The sequence below is a fragment of the Mesorhizobium tamadayense genome (assembly GCF_003863365.1).
In the GTDB taxonomy this organism is placed as follows: Bacteria; Pseudomonadota; Alphaproteobacteria; order Rhizobiales; family Rhizobiaceae; genus Mesorhizobium; species Mesorhizobium tamadayense.
This window is the reverse complement of sequence record NZ_RQXT01000008.1, coordinates 57539-75439: the sequence shown is the minus strand read 5'-3', so window position 1 is coordinate 75439 and position 17901 is coordinate 57539. Positions and strand designations below refer to the sequence as shown.

The 17901-nt window shown below is 63.9% G+C and carries 18 protein-coding genes; 3 read left to right on the top strand and 15 right to left on the bottom strand.

Translation table 11 applies throughout. The annotated features are described in order from the left end of the window. Positions 1–99: 99 nt before the first annotated feature. Positions 100–921: an AraC family transcriptional regulator gene (locus EH240_RS09045; RefSeq protein ID WP_124997330.1), complete on the bottom strand. Its 822-nt coding sequence runs from the start codon at positions 919–921 to the stop codon at positions 100–102. A gap of 118 nt (positions 922–1039) precedes the next feature. Here EH240_RS09045 and EH240_RS09040 point away from each other — a divergent pair, with 118 nt between their 5' ends. Continuing rightward, positions 1040–1930 carry an NAD-dependent epimerase/dehydratase family protein gene (locus EH240_RS09040; RefSeq protein ID WP_124997327.1) on the top strand — a complete coding sequence of 297 codons (891 nt, stop codon included), beginning with the start codon at positions 1040–1042 and terminating at the stop codon, positions 1928–1930. Between the two features lie 21 nt (positions 1931–1951). On the opposite strand, the gene ntrC is transcribed toward EH240_RS09040, so the two are convergent. Genes ntrC through dusB form a run of 3 tightly spaced genes read right to left on the bottom strand, consistent with a single transcriptional unit; the run spans position 1952 to position 5576 of the window. After that, positions 1952–3412, bottom strand: coding sequence for a nitrogen regulation protein NR(I) (gene ntrC, locus EH240_RS09035; protein ID WP_124997325.1), 1461 nt, complete (start codon positions 3410–3412; stop codon positions 1952–1954). Continuing rightward, entirely contained in the window at positions 3409–4551 is a 1143-nt protein-coding gene (locus EH240_RS09030) for a two-component system sensor histidine kinase NtrB (RefSeq protein WP_124997323.1), read from the bottom strand. Before EH240_RS09030 ends, ntrC begins: the two co-directional genes overlap by 4 nt. After that, positions 4548–5576, bottom strand: coding sequence for a tRNA dihydrouridine synthase DusB (gene dusB, locus EH240_RS09025; protein WP_124997321.1), 1029 nt, complete (start codon positions 5574–5576; stop codon positions 4548–4550). Before dusB ends, EH240_RS09030 begins: the two co-directional genes overlap by 4 nt. 139 nt (positions 5577–5715) lie before the next feature. Between dusB and EH240_RS09020 the strand changes: the two genes are divergently transcribed. Together EH240_RS09020 and EH240_RS09015 are read left to right on the top strand one after the other, a co-directional pair. Next, positions 5716–6945 (top strand): bifunctional 2-C-methyl-D-erythritol 4-phosphate cytidylyltransferase/2-C-methyl-D-erythritol 2,4-cyclodiphosphate synthase, encoded by a 1230-nt coding sequence (locus tag EH240_RS09020; protein WP_124997319.1) that lies wholly within the window; start codon positions 5716–5718, stop codon positions 6943–6945. Next, positions 6942–7430, top strand: coding sequence for a CinA family protein (locus EH240_RS09015; RefSeq protein WP_124997317.1), 489 nt, complete (start codon positions 6942–6944; stop codon positions 7428–7430). The genes EH240_RS09020 and EH240_RS09015 overlap by 4 nt, the downstream gene beginning before the upstream one ends. Here the strand turns inward: EH240_RS09015 and EH240_RS09010 are convergent. From EH240_RS09010 to eno, 11 genes are all read right to left on the bottom strand, one after another. Continuing rightward, positions 7427–7882, bottom strand: a complete 456-nt coding sequence (locus EH240_RS09010) for a type II toxin-antitoxin system RatA family toxin (protein ID WP_124997315.1) — start codon at positions 7880–7882, stop codon at positions 7427–7429. The genes EH240_RS09015 and EH240_RS09010 overlap by 4 nt on opposite strands. A gap of 9 nt (positions 7883–7891) precedes the next feature. After that, a complete protein-coding gene (gene lipA / locus EH240_RS09005; RefSeq protein ID WP_124997313.1) occupies positions 7892–8857 on the bottom strand; it encodes a lipoyl synthase in 966 nt (321 codons plus the stop codon). A 129-nt stretch (positions 8858–8986) separates the two neighbouring features. Beyond that, positions 8987–9244 carry a GlsB/YeaQ/YmgE family stress response membrane protein gene (locus EH240_RS09000; protein ID WP_124997311.1) on the bottom strand — a complete coding sequence of 86 codons (258 nt, stop codon included), beginning with the start codon at positions 9242–9244 and terminating at the stop codon, positions 8987–8989. A 120-nt stretch (positions 9245–9364) separates the two neighbouring features. Further along, on the bottom strand, positions 9365–10828 hold the full coding sequence (gene lpdA / locus EH240_RS08995) for a dihydrolipoyl dehydrogenase (RefSeq protein ID WP_124997309.1): 1464 nt from the start codon (positions 10826–10828) through the stop codon (positions 9365–9367). Positions 10829–10855: 27 nt separating this feature from the next. Continuing rightward, entirely contained in the window at positions 10856–11494 is a 639-nt protein-coding gene (locus EH240_RS08990; RefSeq protein ID WP_124997307.1) for an SGNH/GDSL hydrolase family protein, read from the bottom strand. A gap of 164 nt (positions 11495–11658) precedes the next feature. Further along, a complete protein-coding gene (locus tag EH240_RS08985; protein WP_124997305.1) occupies positions 11659–13020 on the bottom strand; it encodes a pyruvate dehydrogenase complex dihydrolipoamide acetyltransferase in 1362 nt (453 codons plus the stop codon). Beyond that, the gene (locus tag EH240_RS08980) at positions 13010–13318 is read right to left on the bottom strand and encodes a hypothetical protein (RefSeq protein WP_124997303.1); all 309 of its coding nucleotides are present in this window, start codon (positions 13316–13318) and stop codon (positions 13010–13012) included. The genes EH240_RS08985 and EH240_RS08980 overlap by 11 nt, the downstream gene beginning before the upstream one ends. 5 nt (positions 13319–13323) lie before the next feature. Next, the gene (locus tag EH240_RS08975; protein WP_124997301.1) at positions 13324–14721 is read right to left on the bottom strand and encodes a pyruvate dehydrogenase complex E1 component subunit beta; all 1398 of its coding nucleotides are present in this window, start codon (positions 14719–14721) and stop codon (positions 13324–13326) included. A 14-nt stretch (positions 14722–14735) separates the two neighbouring features. Continuing rightward, positions 14736–15782: a pyruvate dehydrogenase (acetyl-transferring) E1 component subunit alpha gene (gene pdhA / locus EH240_RS08970; protein ID WP_124997299.1), complete on the bottom strand. Its 1047-nt coding sequence runs from the start codon at positions 15780–15782 to the stop codon at positions 14736–14738. Between the two features lie 175 nt (positions 15783–15957). Beyond that, entirely contained in the window at positions 15958–16281 is a 324-nt protein-coding gene (locus EH240_RS08965) for an FtsB family cell division protein (protein WP_124997297.1), read from the bottom strand. A gap of 157 nt (positions 16282–16438) precedes the next feature. Continuing rightward, complete coding sequence (eno, locus tag EH240_RS08960; RefSeq protein WP_124997295.1) at positions 16439–17713, bottom strand: phosphopyruvate hydratase; 1275 nt, start codon at positions 17711–17713, stop codon at positions 16439–16441. Between the last annotated feature and the right edge of the window lie 188 nt (positions 17714–17901).

The window sequence follows — 17901 nt, the reverse complement described above, 5'->3', positions numbered from 1 at the left end:
ACAAGTGTGGCCGGGACGGAAATCTTTCCCCGGTTCATTCACTTAAAACACCTCGCCGGCGATCCCGAACAAGGTGGCCCGGCGAATCGTTGGCTCGCGTCAGGCTCCCAATCGCGCCCGTCGCAAGCTGCGCGGCGTCTGTCCAGTCTCGCGGCGCATCCAATGCGCCAGACGCGACTGATGCGCGAAGCCAGTCAGATATGCCACTTCGCTGGTGCTGAGGTCGCTTTCCAGAATCAGGGAGCGCGCACGTTCGACCCGGCGTCGCAGCACATAGCGGTGAAGGGTCATGCCGGTCGCCGCCTTGAACCATGTCCTGAGATGCGAGCTGCTGGCGTTGGCAATGCGGCTCAGCGTGTCGATAGTGAGCGGTTCTGAAAGATGTGCGTCGACATATTCCAGGACGCGCCTGATCTGCGCATCCGACAGCCGAACCGGTCGATCCGTCACCAAATCGTCGAGGCCAAGCAGCCGCACCGCGAGCGCGACGCCGACACTTTCCGCGAACAGGGCCCCGCCCGGCGAGCCTGCGTTTTGGTCGGTCTCAAGCGCCCGGACGAGGTATTCGATACGTTCGTCCCGAAGCAGATGCCGCGTGTCGAAACGACGCGTCCTCATGCCGCCTTCGATCTCCGACGCCACGCCCTCGAGCATGGCAGACGACAGGCGAACCTCCATCGTGTCGAACGCGGTTTCGGCCTCGAACCCGCCCTCCTCACCGGCCGGAACGAAATCGATGTCACCGGTGCGCCGCAGGAAATATCGTCCAGCATCGTTGCAGTAGGAGCGCGTCGCCGCGCTGGCATGGACCATGATGCGGTGATGATGCGCTCGCGGCAGCCGATAGGTGCCTGCTTCGACATGCCGGGAAGCGATTGTTATGCCAGCCGAGGCCCGGGCCGAAGCGAACTGTGGACGCATGCGAAACCAGCCTCGAAATCATGGCAGAACCTGTCCAACATTTGGCGGTTCCTGCGCGATTTTCAATGCCGAAGCCCGTTAGACCTGCGCCTCGATTGCCAACGCAAAAGAGGTTCATATGAGCTACTACGTCATCGTCGGAGCAGGCCCGGTCGGCCGCGAGACAGCTCGCATGCTTGGCGAGCAGGGGCATGATGTCGTCCTCACAAGCAGGAACGTCAGCGAAGTTGATTTGCCCGGCGTCCGCGCGACGCAGGCGGACGCCACAGATGCCGCCGAACTCTCACGCATCAGCCGGGGCGCGGAGGCGATCTTCATGTGCGCCATGGCACCTTACGATCGGTGGCCGACCGACTTTTTTCCGATCCTCGACGGGACCGTGCGCGCGGCGGAAGCCGTTGGCGCCAAAATCATCCTGCTCGGAAACCTCTACGGCTATGGCGAGAACGCCGTCAGTCCTCTTCATTCGGACTTGCCTCTCGACCCGACGTCGAGAAAAGGCACCGTCCGGACGATAATGTGGCAGCGGGCGCTTCGCGCCAAAGTGCCCGCCGTCGAGGTGCGTTCCAGCGACTATCTGGGACATGGCGCGGTCACCTACTATTCGCTTCTCGCGCTGCCTTCCGTGGTTCAAGGCAAACCCGTCGCGTTCCTGGGAGACCTCGATGCCGATCATGCCTGGGCTTTCACAAAGGACGTCGCCCGGACGCTCGTCGCGTCAGCTTCCTATACGGGCGAATGGGGACGCGCCTTTCATGTCCCCTCGCAACACGCCTCGCCCCACGATCTCATGCGGAAAACCGCGGCGATGCTGGGAAGGGAGATTTCGCAAATACGCTGTTATTCCGTCCCCGAGATGGAACCCCTGGGCGTGCATGAGGCCGTGGAAATGCGCTATCTCTTCGACCGTCCGTTGCTGGTCGATTCATCCGATACCGAACATTTGCTCGGCGTGAAGGCCAGCAGCCTCGATGTGATGATCGCGGACACCGTCAGAGACCATCTCTGACCTGGCCTCGGCATCAAACGCCTAAATCTGTCTCGAGGACTTGTAGACGTTGACGCCAAGCTCGCGGATCTTCTTGCGCAGTGTGTTGCGATTGAGGCCCAGAAGCTCCGCAGCCTTGATCTGGTTGCCGCGCGTCGCGGTCATCGAGGCCAGCACGAGCGGATATTCGACCTCGGCGAGGATGCGCTGGTAAAGCCCGGAAGGCGGCAGGTCGCCGGCAAAGGACGCGAAATAGCGCTGCAGGAAATGCTCGACCGCCTGGCCGATCGACAGATCGTCGGGGATGAGCGGGCCGGCGCCCGGCACCACAGGCCTTTCGCCGGTCTTGAGCTCGCCCTCGATGATCTCGGCCGAGATCTCGTCCTGCGAATAGAGCGCGGCCAGCCTGCGCACCAGGTTTTCCAGCTCGCGCACATTGCCGGGCCAGGCGTAGCGTTTCATCAGTTCGATGCCGCCCGCCGAAATACGCTTGGTCTGCAGGCCTTCGCTGGCGCCCTGCTTGAAGAAGTGCCGGACCAGGTCCGGAACGTCCTCGGAGCGTTCGCGCAGCGCCGGCAATCTGAGCGGCACGACATTCAGGCGGTAGAACAGGTCCTCGCGGAACAGGCCCTGGTTGATCAGCGTCCGCAGATCCTTGTTGGTGGCGGCGACGATGCGCACGTCGGTCTTGATCGGCGTGCGGCCGCCGACGGTGGTGTATTCGCCCTGCTGCAGCACGCGCAGCAGGCGCGTCTGCGCCTCCATCGGCATGTCACCGATCTCGTCGAGGAACAGCGTGCCGCCCTCGGCCTGCTCGAAGCGGCCGGTTGAGCGGTTCTGAGCGCCGGTGAAGGCGCCCTTCTCATGGCCGAACAGCTCCGATTCGATGAGGTCGCGCGGGATCGCCGCCATGTTGATGGCCACGAACGGCCCGCCGCGGCGGCGGCCATATTCGTGCAGCGCGCGCGCCACCAGCTCCTTGCCGGTGCCCGATTCGCCGCTGATCATCACGGTCAGGTCGGTCTGCATCATGCGCGCCAGCATGCGGTAGATGTCCTGCATGGCGGCCGAGCGGCCGACCAAAGGCATCGTCTCCGGCTGTTCGTCGGCGCGCGATTCGAGCTTCGGCCGCTTCGGCTCGGCCAGCGCCCGGCTGACGATGTTGAGCAGCTCGGTGAGGTCGAACGGCTTCGGCAGGTATTCGTAGGCGCCGGTCTCGGAAGCGCGGATCGCGGTCATGAAGGTGTTCTGGGCGCTCATCACGATGACCGGCAGTTCCGGCCGTGCCTTCTTGATGCGCGGCAGCATGTCGAAGGCGTTCTCGTCCGGCATCACTACGTCGGTGATGACGAGATCGCCCTCGCCCGCCGCCACCCAGCGCCACAGCGTCGAGGCATTCGAGGTCACGCGCACCTCATGGCCGACGCGCGACAGCGCCTGGTTGAGCACGGTGCGGATGGCCGCATCGTCGTCGGCGACGAGAATATTGCCGCGCGCGGTCATTTGCGGTCTCCTTCAGCTTCGTCGCCGGCGCCGGGCGAAGTTTCCTTCCAGGCCGGCATCAGGACGCGGAACGTGGTTCCGCGCGGCGTTGAATCGCATTCTATGATGCCGCCGTGCTCGCCGACGAGCTTTGCGACCAGCGCCAGCCCGAGGCCCGAGCCGTTCGGCTTGGTGGTGATGAATGGATCAAACAGGATAGGCAGGATGTCCTCGGAAACGCCGGAGCCGTTGTCGTGCACGCAGAACTCCAGCGGCAGCGAGACGCGGTCCTGCGTTCCCGGCACGGAAACGCGAATGCCTGGGCGGAAGGCGGTCGACAGCATGATCTCACCTTGCGGGTCGGCGCCGATCGCCTCGGCGGCATTCTTGACTAGGTTGAGGAACACCTGGATCAGCTGGTCGCGGTTGGCAAAGACCGGAGGAAGCGATGGATCATATTCCTCCAAAATCTTGATCCGCTTGGCAAAACCGTTCTTGGCGATCGCCTTCACATGGTCGAGTACGACATGGATGTTGACGGGAAAGCGCTCGATCGGCCGCTCGTCGGAAAACACCTCCATGCGGTCGACGAGCGAGACGATGCGGTCGGTCTCGTCGGTGATCAGCCTCGTCAGCGCCCGGTCCTCGTCGGAGGCCGACAGCTCGAGCAGTTGGGCGGCGCCGCGGATGCCGGAAAGCGGGTTCTTGATCTCGTGCGCCAGCATGGCGGCGAGGCCTGTGACGGAGCGGGCGGCTCCGCGATGCGTCATCTGGCGGTCGATCTTGTCGGCCATCGACCGTTCCTGGAACATCACCACCACAGAACCCGGGAACTCCGGCACCGGCGCGACATAGAGGTCGACCATCTTTTCGATGCCGAGGCGCGGCGATGAGACATCGACCCGATATTCGTTGACCGGCGCGCGGCGCTCGCGCACCTGATCGACCAGCGTCAGCAGCGGGCTGCCGAACGGCACCAGCTTGGACAGCGTGTTGCGGGCAAGCATCGTCGCGCTGGAGCGGAAGAAATCCTCCGCGTCGGCATTGGCGAAAGTGATGAACCCCTCGGGATCGACCATGATCACCGGGCGGCGGATGGTGTTCAGCACGATGTTGGCTGCATCCGCCATGTCGGCTGCGGAGGAAGCGTTTGCCTTCATGCCGCGCTCCGCATTTCAGTCCGCGTGACAATGTCGGCAAGTGCCTCGCGCAATCCGCGGATGACCTCCGCCGGCTCGAAAGAGGTGAGAACACGCTTCCGCTGCTCTGCCGAGACACCGGCCGCGTGCCGGTCCAGATACCAGCCAAGATGCTTGCGCGCCTGACGCAACCCGCTCTCGACACCGTAAAGCGAGAGCATGTCCTCGTAATGCGCGACGACGTAGTCGGCGAACGCTTGCGGCGTCCCGGGAATGCCTGGCGCAGATATACCAGCGGCCGCCGCCGCGATGCTGCCTGCGATCCAGGGCGCTCCATAGTGGGCGCGGCCGATCATCACCGCGTCGGCGCCCGACTGATCGAGGATGGTCGCCGCTTCTTCCGGCGAGCCGACGTCGCCGTTCGCCACGACCGGGATCGAGACCGCCTGCTTGACGCGGGCGATCGCGCGCCAGTCGGACTTGCCCTGGTAGAACTGGCAGCGCGTGCGGCCATGCACGGTCACCATGCGCACGCCGGCCTGCTCGGCGCGCCGGGCCAGCATCGGCGCATTGAGCGCGCTTTCGTCCCAGCCGAGCCGCATCTTGACGGTCACCGGCACCGTGACGGCGCCGACCACGGCCTCGATCAGCGACAGCGCGTGGTCGAGATTGCGCATCAGCGCCGAACCGGCATAGCCTCCCGTCACCTTCTTGGCCGGGCAGCCCATGTTGATGTCGATGATGTCGGCGCCCTCGCCTGCCGCTATACGCGCGCCCTCGGCCATATGCGCCGCCTCGCGGCCGGCGAGCTGCACCATATGGACGGGCAGGCCGGAATGGCGGATGCGCAGGTCGCAGCCTGCCCTGCCCTTGGCCAGCTCGCCGCTCGCCACCATTTCCGACACGACCAGCCCGGCGTCGTGCGAATGGGCGCGGTGCCGGAACGGCTCGTCGGTGACGCCCGACATCGGCGCAAGGAACACGCGGTTGCGAATCCTCACGTCGCCGATATCGAGCGGCAAAGCCAATGTGGTCAATTCAGGCATGCACAAAAACCAAGCATGTTCGATTGCTGCACATTGTCTAGCCAGATGCAAGCCATTGTGCAACGCGCAATGACGTCACATTAAGGCGCATTTTGGAAAATGCTGGCCTTCCCTTCGAGCCGCGACTAAGCCTCTCGCCATGACTGACACAAGTGCAAATCGGGCTTCGGACGCGGACGGCAAAGTCGGCGTGGTCATCGTCGCCGCCGGGCGGGGCGCGCGCGCCGGACAGGCGGACGGGCCGAAGCAGTATCAGCGCATCGGCGGCCGCGCGGTGATCGCGCACACACTGGAAAAGTTCCTCTCGCACCCGAATGTCGGCCCCGTTGTCGTGGCGATCCATGCCGACGATCGCGAGATTTTCGACCGTGCGGCCGCAGCCTATGCCGGGCGCGTCGTCGCCGTCACCGGCGGGTCGTCCCGCCAGGCTTCCGTCCGGCTCGGGCTCTTGGCGCTCAGGGAGCAGGCGCCGGCAAAGGTGCTGGTGCATGACGCGGTGCGCCCGTTCGTCGATGCCGGGCTTATCGACCGCACCATCGAAGCGATAAACGAGCGCCAGGGCGCGCTACCCGCGCTTCCCGTCGCCGACACGCTCAAGCGCGAATCGGCCGAGGGCATGATCGAGGAAACGGTGTCCAGGGCCGGCCTGCATGCCGCGCAGACGCCGCAGGGGTTCCCGTTCTGGCCGCTGCTGGCGGCCCACGAGAAGGCGCATCATCTCGGCAAGACCGAGTTCACCGACGATGCTGCCATCGCCGAATGGGCGCATATTCCGGTCAAGATCGTCACCGGCTCGCCGGACAATGTGAAGCTCACTTGGGCAAGAGATATCGCGATGGCCGACCAGCGGCTTTCAAACGCACTGCCGCGCTTTCCGGACATCCGCACCGGCAATGGCTATGACGTGCATGCTTTCGAAGCGGGCGACCATGTCACGCTGTGCGGCGTCGCTATCCCCTATGATCGGAAACTCTCCGGCCATTCCGACGCCGATGTCGGTCTCCATGCCCTCACCGACGCGCTGCTCGCCACCTGCGGCGCCGGCGACATCGGCACGCATTTCCCGCCGTCGGACCCGCGATGGAAGGGCGTCGCCTCGAAGATTTTCGTCGAGCACGCGGCGAAGCTGGTGCGCGAGCGCGGTGGGCGCATCGCCAATGCGGACGTCACGCTGATCTGCGAGGCGCCGCGCGTCGGGCCGCACCGCGAGGCGATGACGGCGGCGCTCGCGGCGATGCTGGGCATTGCGCCGGAGCGCATTTCGATTAAGGCGACGACCAATGAGAAGCTCGGCTTCGTCGGCCGTGGCGAAGGCATTGCGGCGATTGCCACAGCGAGCGTCGTCTATCCGGGAGACGTGCCGGCATGAGCAACGCGGAGCTCGCCAACGCCCTGCTCCAGGCCTGCCAGAGGCGCGGCGTCATGCTGGCGACGGCCGAAAGCTGCACCGGCGGCATGATCATTGCGGCGCTGACAGACATTGCCGGCTCTTCCGCCGTGGTCGACCGCGGCTTCATCACCTATTCCAACGAAGCCAAGATGGAGATGCTCGGCGTCTCCGCCGCAACGCTCAAGGCGCATGGCGCGGTCTCGCGCGAGACGGTGCTAGAGATGGCGGCGGGGGCGCTGGCGCATTCGCGCGCCAGCCTCTCCCTTGCCGTCACCGGCATTGCCGGTCCAAGCGGCGGCTCGGCGGAAAAGCCGGTTGGCCTCGTCTGGTTCGGGATAGCGCTTGCCGGCCAACCGGTTGTCGCCGACCGCCAGCTGTTTGGCCACAAGGGCCGCGAATTCATCCGCCACGAGACGGTGCGGCACGCGTTGCAGCTCGGGTTGCGCGCGCTTGGCGAAAGTTAGGCGGGCTTTGCGCCGTAGATCACGCCCGCCCGCTTCTCGAAGGCCTCCGAGAACATGCGGAAGGCACGGTCGAACATCGTACCCATCAAAGCGCCGAGGATGCGGCTCTTGAACTCGTAATCGATGAAGAAGTGGACCTCGCAGCCGCCGGCGGCTGGGTCGAAGCGCCAGATGTTGCTCAGGTATTTGAACGGGCCGTCGATGTACTTGACGTCGATGGCATTCTCGTCCGGCTTCAACAGCACCTGCGTCGTGAAGGTCTCGCGGATCGCCTTATAGCCGATGCTCATGTCGGCGACTAGGATGGTGCGGCCGTCGCGCTCCTTGCGCGAGCGCACCGTCAGCGCCTCGCAGAGCGGCAGGAATTGCGGGTAAGTCTCGATGTCCGCCACCAGTGCGAACATTTGCTGCGGCGTGTAGGTGACGCGGCGGATGGCTTCGAATTTTGGCATCTAATCGGGTCAGCTGGCTTTCTCGAGCTGCGCCTCGCGCGCCGCGCGCAACCTGGCGAAATCGTCGCCGGCATGGTGCGAGGAGCGCGTCAGCGGGCTCGACGCCATCAAAAGGAAGCCCTTGGTCTTGCCGATCGTCTCGTAGGACTTGAACTCGTCCGGCGTGACGAAGCGGATCACCGGATGGTGCTTCTTCGAGGGCTGCAGGTACTGGCCGATGGTCATGAAGTCGACATTGGCCGAACGCAGGTCGTCCATCAACTGCAGCACCTCGTTCCGCTCCTCGCCGAGCCCGACCATGATGCCGGACTTGGTGAAGATCGACGGGTCGAGCTCCTTGACCCGCTGCAGCAGCCTGATCGAATGGAAATAGCGGGCGCCCGGCCGCACCGTCAGGTAGTTGGACGGCACGGTCTCCAGATTGTGGTTGAAGACGTCGGGCTTGGCCGCCACGACGACCTCGAGCGCGCCGTCCTTGCGCAGGAAGTCGGGCGTCAGGATCTCGATCGTGGTCGATGGCGTTGCCGCGCGGATGGCGTGGATGACGTCGGCGAAATGCTGCGCGCCGCCGTCGGCGAGATCGTCGCGGTCGACCGAGGTGATGACGACATGGCTGAGGCCCATCTGCTTGACGGCGTGCCCGACGCGCGCCGGCTCATCGGGGTCGAGAGCTGTCGGAATGCCGGTGGCGACGTTGCAGAAGGCACAGGCGCGGGTGCAGATCTCGCCCATGATCATGAAGGTGGCGTGCTTCTTGTCCCAGCATTCGCCGATGTTCGGGCAGCCGGCCTCCTCGCACACGGTCACCAGCTTGTGCGATTTCACGATCTCGCGCGTCTCGGCATAGCCCTTCGAAACCGGCGCCTTGACGCGGATCCAGTCCGGCTTGCGCAGCACTTCCTGGTCCGGCCTGTGCGCCTTTTCGGGATGCCGCAGGCGCGGCGCGTTGGCGATCGTGTCGAGAACAGTGACCATTTCAAACCCTTCGCGGCCGCTGCGTCGCGGCCGCCTGTCTGCGTCATCTAGGACTTTTCGAAGCAAAGAAAAAGGCCGCGCCGGCGCATGCCGCCACGGCCATTTTCGCATAACGGAGCTCGCTGGGGCTCAGCGGCGCACCAGCCGCCCAGCAAAGATCAGCAGGCAGGCGCCGATGAAGCCGGTAATCAGATAGGCGAGCCAGCCGACGCCGAATGCCTCGATGTTGAGGGCTCTCAGGATTGCGTTCAGCACCACCGCGCCGGCGATGCCCAGAATGATGTTCATGAAGATACCCATGTTGCTCTTCATGACCATCTCGGCAAGCCATCCGGCCAAGCCGCCGATGATGATGGCTGCAATCCAGCCCACGCCATTCACGTCCATATGCCAACTCCTCCTCGATCAGGTGAAAATGCATCCGGATACGAACCGCCTTGCCGTCAGAGTCCTCCGGCTGGCGCGTCTGAGTCTCGCCCACCCAATTTATCATGGATTGGTAATCTATCATGCGTTCAAGGCGCGGCCATAGGCGTCGAGCACGCTTTCCTTCATCATCTCCGACAGCGTCGGATGCGGGAAGATCGTGTGCATCAGCTCTTCCTCGGTGGTCTCCAGGTTCATCCCCACGACGAAGCCCTGGATGAGCTCGGTCACCTCGGCGCCGATCATATGGGCGCCGAGAAGCTGGCCCGTCTTCTTGTCGAAGATGGTCTTGATGAAACCCTGGTCCTCACCGAGCGCGATCGCCTTGCCGTTGGCGCCGAACTGGAAGCGGCCGACGCGGATATCTTTCCCCTCGGCCTTGGCCTTGGCTTCGGTCAGGCCGACCGAGGCGACCTGCGGGTTGCAGTAGGTGCAGCCCGGAATCTTGAGTTTGTCGGTGGCATGCACGCCGGGGAAATTGGCGATCTTCTCGACGCAGACCACGCCCTCGTGCTCGGCCTTGTGAGCAAGCATCGGCGGTCCGGCGACATCGCCGATGGCGTAGATGCCGGGAACATTGGTCTTGCCGTAGCCGTCGACGACAACACAGCCGCGATCCGTCTTTACGCCGAGCGCCTCGAGGCCGAGGCCCTCGATATTGCCTTGCACGCCGACGGCCGAGATCATGCGGTCGGCGTTAATCTTCTCGATCTTGCCGTCCCTCATCTCGACATGGGCGGTGACCGAATTGGCTGATTTCTCGACCTTGGTCACCTTGGCTTCGAGCAGGATCTTCATCCCCTGCTTCTCGAACTGTTTTTGCGCGAACTTGGAAACCTCTGCGTCCTCGACCGGCATCACTGCCGGCAGAAGCTCGACCACCGTCACCTCGGCGCCCATGGTGCGATAGAAGGAAGCGAACTCGATGCCGATGGCGCCCGAGCCCATCACCAGCAGCGACTTCGGCATCTCCTTCGGCACCATCGCCTCGAAATAGGTCCAGATCAGCTTGCCATCCGGCTCAATGCCAGGGAGCGCGCGCGGCCTGGCGCCGGTCGCCAGAATGATGTGCTTGGCGGTGTAGGTGCCCTCGCCCTTGACGCCCTTCGGCACCGGCGGCTGCGGCTCCATCGGCTTCTTGGCGGTCTTGGAGACCACGATCTCACCCAGTTTGTCACCGGAAGGAGCCTTGGTGAGTTTCGCCTCGCCCCAGATGACGTCGACCTTGTTCTTCTTCATCAGGAAGGCGACGCCGCCGTTCAGCCTCAGCGACACCTTGCGCGAGCGGTCGACGACCGCTGCCGTATCGGGGCTGACCTTGCCGTCGAGCTTCAGGCCGTAATCCTTGAGGTGGTCCGAATAGTGCATGATCTCGGCGGAGCGCAGCAGCGCCTTGGTCGGGATGCAGCCCCAGTTGAGGCAGATGCCGCCCAAATGCTCGCGCTCGACGATCGCCGTCTTGAAGCCGAGCTGCGCGGAGCGTACCGCCGTCACATAGCCGCCGGGGCCAGAGCCGATGATGATGACGTCGTAATTCTCAGCCACGGGTTTTCTCCCTGATCTTTCTCGGGGTTAGAGTGAGAGCATCACGCGCACGAGCGGAGCCAGCGCCTGGCCGATTCGCCACGTGTTTTCCGCATCGAGGTGGACACCGTCGAGCGGCGTGGTGACGGCCACGGTGCCGGCATCGAAGAAGCCGCAGCCGGCCTCGTCGGCAAGCGCGGAATATTGCGGCGCCAGCCGTTTCGAGGCGTCGTCGCCACCGGCGAACATTTCCTTGAATTCGGCATTGTCGGTGCGCGTGACGGCCGGCGGCGCGACAATGAGTATCTGCGGCGCCGGCCAGCCGAACGGATAGTCGTGGCCGCGCACGATGTCGATCAGGCGCTGGATACCTTGCTTTGCGGCGACCGGATTGCCGTGGATCCAAGGCTTCATGTCGTTGGCGCCGAGCATGAAAACGATCAGGTCGAGTGGCGCATGGGTCGTCAGGATCGTCGGCAGCACTCTCGCGCCGTTGCGGTCGGCGCCGGCGAGCTGATCGTCAAAGGCGGTGGTGCGGCCGTTCAGCCCCTCGGCGATGACCTCGATGCCGTCGCCCAGAGCCGCTTTGAGCACGCTCGGCCAGCGGTCTTCCAGCGCATGGCGGCCGAGGCTGGCGGCGTCGTAGCCCCAGGTCAGCGAATCGCCGTAGCAGAGAATTGTCTTCATGCGCTGACCTTCCTGAAAGATGGCTGCAAGCGCCTGCTCAGCCGGCACATGATCAGCCAGGCCTCAATGATCGTGACTGCGCGGGACAGTCCGGCGCCAGCCAGACCGGAAAGGATGAAAGCGAAAAGGCTGGTGAAGAATTTCCGCACCGCCTTTTCCCTTCCTTACACCAGCATGCCCATCGGATTCTCGATCATGCGCTTGAAGGCGCCGAGCAGCTCGGCGCCGAGCGCGCCGTCGACGGCGCGGTGATCGGTCGACAGCGTCACCGACATCACGGTGGCGATTTTGATCTCGCCTTTCTTCACCACCGCGCGCTCTTCACCCGCGCCGACCGCAAGGATCGTCGCATGCGGCGGGTTGATGACTGCGGCGAAATCCTTGACGCCGAACATGCCGAGATTGGAGACGGCCGTGGTGCCGCCCTGGTATTCCTCCGGCTTCAGCTTGCGGCCGCGCGCACGGCTCGCCAGATCCTTCATCTCGTTGGAGATGACCGACAGCGTCTTTTCGTCGGCGTGGCGGATGATCGGCGTGATCAGGCCGCCGGGGATCGACACGGCGACGCCGACATCGGCGTGCTTGTGCTTGACCATGGCGTTGTCGGTCCAGGAGGCGTTGGCGTCCGGCACCGCCATCAGCGCCATGGCCATCGCCTTTATCACCATGTCGTTGACAGAGAGCTTGTAGGCCGGAACCTCGCCCTTCTCGGTCTTCTTCATCGGCGCAGCGGCGTTGAGTTGCGTGCGCAGCGCCAGCAGCGCGTCGAGCTCGCAGTCGAGCGTCAGGTAGAAATGCGGGATGGTGCTCTTGGCCTCGACCAGGCGGCGCGCAATCGTCTTGCGCATATTGTCGTGCGGAACGAGCTCGTAGGAGCCTTCGGCGAACAGCTTCAGCACCTGGTCGTCCGACATCGGCTTCGCCGCGGGGACCGGAGCGCCTGCGGGCGCCTTGGCGGCGGGTGCAGCCTTGCCACCACCGGAAGAAATCGCCGCCTCGACATCGGCCTTCACCACGCGGCCATGCGGACCGGAGCCGGTCACCGCCGCGACGGCGACGCCGGCATCCTTGGCGATGCGGCGGGCAAGCGGCGACGCAAACACGCGCTCGCCACCGGCGTGACCGTTGGCGACCGGAGCGGGCTCGGCCTTCGCCGGTGCAGGCGCGGCGGCTGCCGGCTTCGGCGCTTCCTTGGGAGCTTCGGCCTTCGGAGCGTCCGCTTTCGGGGCTTCCGCCTTGGGCGCGGCACCGCCATCGCTCTTCGCGGCGGCGCCGGCATCCTCGCCTTCGCCGGCCAGGATGGCGATCACAGCGTTGACCTTGACGCCTTCGGTGCCGGCCGGAACGACGAGCTTGGCGACGGTGCCCTCATCGACGGCCTCGACTTCCATCGTCGCCTTGTCGGTCTCGATCTCGGCGATCACGTCGCCTGGCGAAACCTTGTCACCCTCCTTGACCAGCCATTTGGCGAGATTGCCCTCTTCCATCGTGGGAGAGAGCGCAGGCATGGTGATATTAATTGGCATGAGGTCCCTCCACTTGGGCAATCGTAACGACATCCAATCGCCTGCCAGCGATCTCTTTTCCAAGCGCATACTCCAGAGCGAATTTGAACGCGATAAAGTAACAGGCAAGCGAGATCGCGAACGCAATGTAGGTTAAGCTCTGAAGTAGCCTTTCTCCCTGCCCCCCAATGCTCACAAGAATTGGAGGCAGAAACAGGCTGAAGACGAAGTTCACGATAACCCCGAGGATAACACCCGCGATTACCGTCTTCCAAAAGATCGACCAGGCAATGCGCCACACGCCAGAAGCGGTCGACATTTTCGCTATCCTCGATAGGTGACGGCTTTGACTGCCTCGACGACCTCGCCGACATTGGGCAGCGCCAGCTTCTCGAGGTTCGCCGCGTAAGGCATTGGCACGTCCTTGCCGGCGATGGTGATCACCGGCGCATCGAGGAAGTCGAAGGCGCGCTGCGACACCTGGCTGGCGATGTGGTCGCCGACCGAGCTCTGTGGGAAGCCTTCTTCCACCACCACGAGGCGGTTGGTCTTCTTCACCGAGGCGATGATGGTGTCGAAGTCGAGCGGGCGGACGGTTCTCAAATCGATGATCTCGGCATCGATGCCCATGCCGCGCAGCTCGGCTTCCGCCTTGACCGCATAGGTCATGCCGATGCCGAAAGAGACGAGGGTGACGTCCTTGCCCTGCTTGTGCACGCGCGCCTTGCCGATCGGCAGCACAAAATCGTCGAGTTTCGGCACGTCGAAGGACTGGCCGTAAAGGATCTCGTTCTCCAGAAAGATGACCGGGTTCGGGTCGCGGATCGCGGCCTTGAGCAGGCCCTTGGCGTCGGCGGCCGTATACGGCATCACCACCTTCAGGCCCGGGATGTGGCTGTACCAGGCGGCGTAGCACTGCGAGTGCTGCGCGGCGACGCGGGCGGCTGCCCCGTTCGGGCCACGGAAGACGATCGGGGCGCCCATCTGGCCGCCCGACATATAAAGCGTCTTGGCCGCCGAGTTGATGATCTGGTCGATCGCCTGCATGGCGAAGTTGAAGGTCATGAACTCGACGATCGGCTTCAGGCCGGCCATGGCCGCGCCGACGCCGACGCCGGCAAAGCCATGCTCGGTGATCGGCGTGTCGACCACGCGCCGGGGTCCGAATTCCTGCAGCAGGCCTTGGGTGATCTTGTAGGCGCCCTGGTATTCGGCAACTTCCTCGCCCATGACGAAGACATCGCCGTCGCGGCGCATTTCTTCGGCCATCGCGTCGCGGAGCGCCTCGCGCACCGTCGTCGACACCATCTCGGTGCCGGCGGGAATGTCCGGATCGGCCGCGATTTCCGTCTTCGGCGCTGCGGCGACCGGTGCCGCAGCCGGCTTTTCCTCGGCGGCGACTGGAGCCTCCGCCTTCGCCGGCGCCTCAGCCTTGGCAGGCTCTTCGCCGATGTCTTCGCCGGCCTTGTCGACGTCTTCACCGTCGACGGCAAGCACCGCGATCACGGCATTGACCTTGACGCCTTCGGTGCCGGCAGGAACCACGATCTTGGCGAGCGTGCCTTCGTCTACGGCTTCCACTTCCATCGTCGCCTTGTCGGTTTCGATCTCGGCTATGACGTCACCGGCGACGACCCTGTCGCCCTCGTTCTTCAGCCATTTGGAAAGATTGCCCTCTTCCATCGTCGGCGAGAGCGCGGGCATGAGTATTTCGATCGGCATGTCCTTGCCCTCCCTTACAGTACGATGTCGGTCCAGAGCTCGGACGGATCCGGCTCGGCGTCGTGCTGGGCGAATTCGGCGGCGTCGGCCACGACGTCTCGAACCTCCTTGTCGATGGCCTTGAGCTCGTCCTCGCTCGCCCACTTCTTGTCGATCAACCGCGCCTTGACCTGCTCGATCGGGTCGTGCTCGGAACGCATCTTCTGCACTTCCTCCTTCGAGCGGTATTTCGCCGGATCGGACATCGAGTGGCCGCGGTAGCGATAGGTCTGCATTTCGAGGATCAGCGGCCCGTTGCCGGCGCGGCACCATTCGGTGGCGACATTGCCGGCGGCTTTGACCGCGCGCACGTCCATGCCGTCGACCTGGATGCCGGGAATCTTGAAGGAAGCGCCGCGGTTGGAGAAGTCGGTCTCGGCGGAAGAGCGCGACACCGACGTGCCCATGGCGTAGCGGTTGTTCTCGATGATGTAGATCACCGGCAACTTCCACAGCGACGCCATGTTGAAGCTTTCGTAGACCTGGCCCTGGTTGGCGGCGCCGTCGCCGAAATAGGTCAGCGAGACGTTCTTGTTGTCGCGGTAGCGGTTTGCGAAGGCGAGACCGGTGCCGAGCGAAACCTGCGCGCCGACGATGCCGTGGCCGCCGTAGAAATGCTTCTCCTTGGAGAACATGTGCATGGAGCCGCCCTTGCCTTTCGACAGGCCGCCGCGGCGCCCGGTGAGCTCGGCCATGACACCGCGCGGCGACAGCTCCATCGCCAGCATGTGGCCGTGGTCGCGATAGGCGGTGATCATCTGGTCGCCCTCGATCAGCGCCATCTTCATGCCGGTGACCACGGCCTCCTGGCCGATATAGAGGTGGCAGAAGCCGCCGATGAAGCCCATGCCGTAGAGCTGGCCGGCTTTCTCCTCGAAGCGGCGGATGAGCAGCATGTGCCGATAGGCGGAAAGCTCTTCTTCCTTGGTGAATTCGGCTGGCTTGGGGGTGGAAAGGGTCGACGATTTGCCGTCGGATCTGGATTTGGACTTGGCAGGCGCTTTTCTGGCGGCGGTGGCCATGCATCACTCCCTGTTGGCGTCTCTTCGCGGACATTCAGGGAGAGCGACCGTCTCCCCACCGATTTGAGGGAGGCTAACATGCAAGGATGCATTGCGCCATGCTGAAAAATGCATGGCTGGCATGCATCTAAGCGATTAGAATCATTGCGAATAAGCTCGATTAACCGAAGTTCGGTTATTTTGCCGAGGCGGGCAGCATGATGGTGATTTCGTCAGGCTGGGACAGATTGAGCGCCTTTCGGGCCTGCTCGTCAAGCATGTCCTTCTCCAGCGTGCCTTCATGCAAGAGCTGGACGCGGCGTTCGAAGTCGACCCGGCGCGCCTTAACGGCATCAAGCCTAGCCTGCAGTTCGGCCGCCTCGGCCTGCAGCCGATACTTGGAGTAGATGCCGAACTCGCCGTGATAGGCATGGAAGCCGAAATAGGCCAGGAACAGCACGCAGAGCGACGGAATGATCAGCCTGCCGGTGTTTCTCTGCTTGTGCTGACGTGTCCACATGACCCGAACCCTCGCGGCCGCGAACGCAGGCGGCTATGAGTCGTATTTCGCCCGATTGTGCTTAATGGACGGTTACGGCCGGCCGGAATGAGGCCTGCCGAAATAAAAAGAGGCGGGAAAACCCACCTCTCTCAACAGCCAAGACAATTTGTCCGGATCAGCCTTTGATCACCGACTTGCCGGCATAACGCGCCTGCTTGCCGAGCTCTTCCTCGATGCGGATGAGCTGGTTGTACTTGGCCATGCGGTCGGAGCGCGACAGCGAGCCGGTCTTGATCTGCCCGCAATTGGTCGCGACCGCGAGGTCGGCAATGGTCGAATCCTCGGTCTCGCCCGAGCGGTGCGACATGACGGCGGTGTAGCCCGCCTTGTGCGCGGTCTCGACGGCATCGAGCGTCTCGGTCAGCGAGCCGATCTGGTTGACCTTGACCAGGATCGAGTTGGCGACGCCCATGCGGATGCCATCGCGCAACCTTGCGGTATTGGTGACGAAGAGATCGTCGCCGACGAGCTGGGTCTTCTTGCCGATCAGGTCGGTCAGGATCTGCCAGCCTTCCCAGTCGTCCTCGGCAAGGCCGTCCTCGATGGTGATGATCGGATAGTCGGAAGCGAGCTTGGCGAGGTATTTGGCCTGCGCCTTCGGGTCGCGCGTCTTCTTCTCGCCCTCATAGACATAATTGCCGTCCTTGAAGAACTCGGTCGCCGCGCAGTCGAGGCCGAGGGCTACCTCCTCGCCAGGCTTGAACCCGGCCTTCTCGATCGACTCCATGATGAAATCGAGCGCCGAAGGCGCGCTCTTCAGGTTGGGGGCGAAGCCGCCCTCGTCGCCGACATTGGTGTTGTGGCCGGCGTCCTTCAGCTTCTTGCGCAGCGTGTGGAAGATCTCCGAGCCCCAGCGCACGCCGTCGCGCAGCGTCGGCGCGCCGACCGGCAGGATCATGAATTCCTGAAAGTCGATCGGGTTGTCGGCGTGCGCGCCGCCATTGATGATGTTCATCATCGGCACCGGCAGCACATGCGCCTTGGCGCCGCCGACGTAGCGGTAGAGCGGCAGCCCGGAGGCCTCTGCCGCAGCCTTGGCAACCGCCAGCGACACGCCGAGAATGGCGTTGGCGCCGAGACGGCTCTTGTTCGGCGTGCCGTCGAGCTCGATCATGGTCTGGTCGATATGGATCTGGTTTTCGGCTTCCATGCCGCCGATCGCCTCGAACAGCTCGCCGTTCACGGCCTCGACGGCCCGCTGGACGCCCTTGCCGAGATAGCGCGGCCCGCCGTCACGCACTTCGACCGCCTCATGCGCGCCGGTCGAGGCGCCCGACGGCACCGCGGCGCGGCCCATCGAGCCGTCTTCCAGCACGACGTCGACCTCGACGGTCGGATTTCCACGGCTGTCCAGGATTTCACGCCCGACAATGTCGATGATGGCGGTCATTTGCGATGTCCCCGATTGATCGATTGAAGCGTCGCGCCCCTCTTAGCCAAAGCACCGCAAAAGGCAATCGGGCCGTCCGCAATTATTGCCGGCGACAAGAGTCACGAAGCGCAAATTTCTGTCATCATAAGTCATGCCCGCCAGATGCGGTTCTGATCTATGGTCATATTCGCGCGGGGCGAAACAGG